The 1,605-nt window shown below is 71.0% G+C and carries 1 protein-coding gene; it reads left to right on the forward strand.

What is annotated here, in order from left to right; genetic code table 11:
• Positions 1-67 precede the first annotated feature (67 nt).
• Positions 68-1,444, forward strand: coding sequence for an IS1380 family transposase (locus tag P1P75_RS41425; protein WP_319265193.1), 1,377 nt, complete (start codon positions 68-70; stop codon positions 1,442-1,444).
• Positions 1,445-1,605 lie beyond the last annotated feature (161 nt).

Consider the following 1,605-nt stretch of genomic DNA (forward strand, 5'->3'; position numbering starts at 1 on the left):
CTCCTGACCTGCAACGATGGGACTTGTCGAGGGTCCTGTTGGTTGCATGGGAAGAAGCACTCTCCAGGTGAAGAAGCGTATCGGGTCGTATCCGCGTGTCCGCATCGAGGGCGGCGGCCGGGCGGTGGTCTCGCAGGCCGGGAGCGTGCTGCTGGTCGAGACCGTCCGCAAGGCCGGCTTGGACACCGCGATATCCGCGGCGCTGACGCCGTGGCGGAAGCCGCGGGCGGTGCACGATCCGGGCAAGATCCTGCTGGACGTGGCCCTGGCGGTCGCGCTGGGCGGAGACTGCCTCGCGGATGTCGCCATGCTGCGGGCCGAGCCCGCGGTGTTCGGGGCGGTGGCCTCCGACCCGACGGTCTCCCGCCTCATCGACACTCTCGCCGCGGCCGGGCCGAAGGCCCTGACCGCGATCCGGGCCGCGCGGGCTGAAGCCCGCCGACATGTCTGGCGGTTGGCCGGCGGGGAAGCGCCTGATGCGGGCGGGACGGTGACCGTCGACCTCGACGGGGTGCTGGTGATCGCACACTCGGACAAGGAGGACGCCGCACCCACGTGGAAGCGGACCTACGGCCATCACCCGCTGATGGGGTTCGTCGACCATGGACCGGGCGGCACGGGGGAACCGGTCGCGGCCCTGCTCAGACCGGGCAACGCGGGCTCGAACACGGCCACCGACCACATCACCGCCGCTCAACTGGCCCTGGCCCAGCTGCCGAAGAAGTACCGGCGCGGGCGCCGGACCCTGATCCGCACCGACTCCGCGGGCGGCACCCACGACTTCGTCGCCTGGCTGACCCGGCGGGGACGGTGGCTGTCCTACTCGGTCGGCATGGTGATCACCGAGCAGGTCCACCAGCATGTGCTGAAGGTTCCGGCATCGGCCTGGACGGCGGCCGTCGAGGCGGACGGCGAGATCCGCGACGGCGCCTGGGTCGCTGAACTCACCGGCGACGTTCTGGACGGCTGGCCCAAGGGCATGAGGCTGATCGTCCGCAAGGAACGGCCGCACCCAGGGGCCCAGTTGCGGCTCACGGACGCGGACGGCATGCGGCTGACCTGCTTCGCCACCAACACCTCGGGCCGGCCGATCGCCGAGCTCGAGCTCCGTCACCGGCTGCGGGCGAGGGCCGAGGACCGCATCCGGGCCGCCCGCTCGACCGGCCTGCGCAACCTGCCCCTGCACCGCACCGCCCAGAACCGGATCTGGCTGGAGATCGTGCAGATCGCTCTCGACCTGCTGGCCTGGATGCCGATGCTCGCCCTGACCGGCAAGGCCCGTCTCTGGGAACCCCGCCGCCTGCGGCTCCGCCTGTTCACCACGTCGGGGCAGTTCGTGACCACCGGTCGTCGGCGGATCCTCCGCCTGGCCGGGCACTGGCCCTGGACCAGTCGCATCACCGCAGCCCTCGAACGGCTCGCACTCCTGCCGAACCCGGGATGATCAGCGGATTCACCCGCCCCTACAAGAGAACCCTCCAGCCGGAGCAGTGGAACCCGGCGTCCATCCGAGACGACACTCGGGCCCTCAACCTGCCCAGCCTCAGCCCACAGCACGAAAACGGTCCACCGACTCCGTCGGCGGACCGTCACGCAAGATCGAGG

The sequence above is a fragment of the Streptomyces sp. ID05-39B genome (assembly GCF_033794725.1).
GTDB classification, from domain to species: Bacteria; Actinomycetota; Actinomycetes; order Streptomycetales; family Streptomycetaceae; genus Streptomyces; species Streptomyces bobili.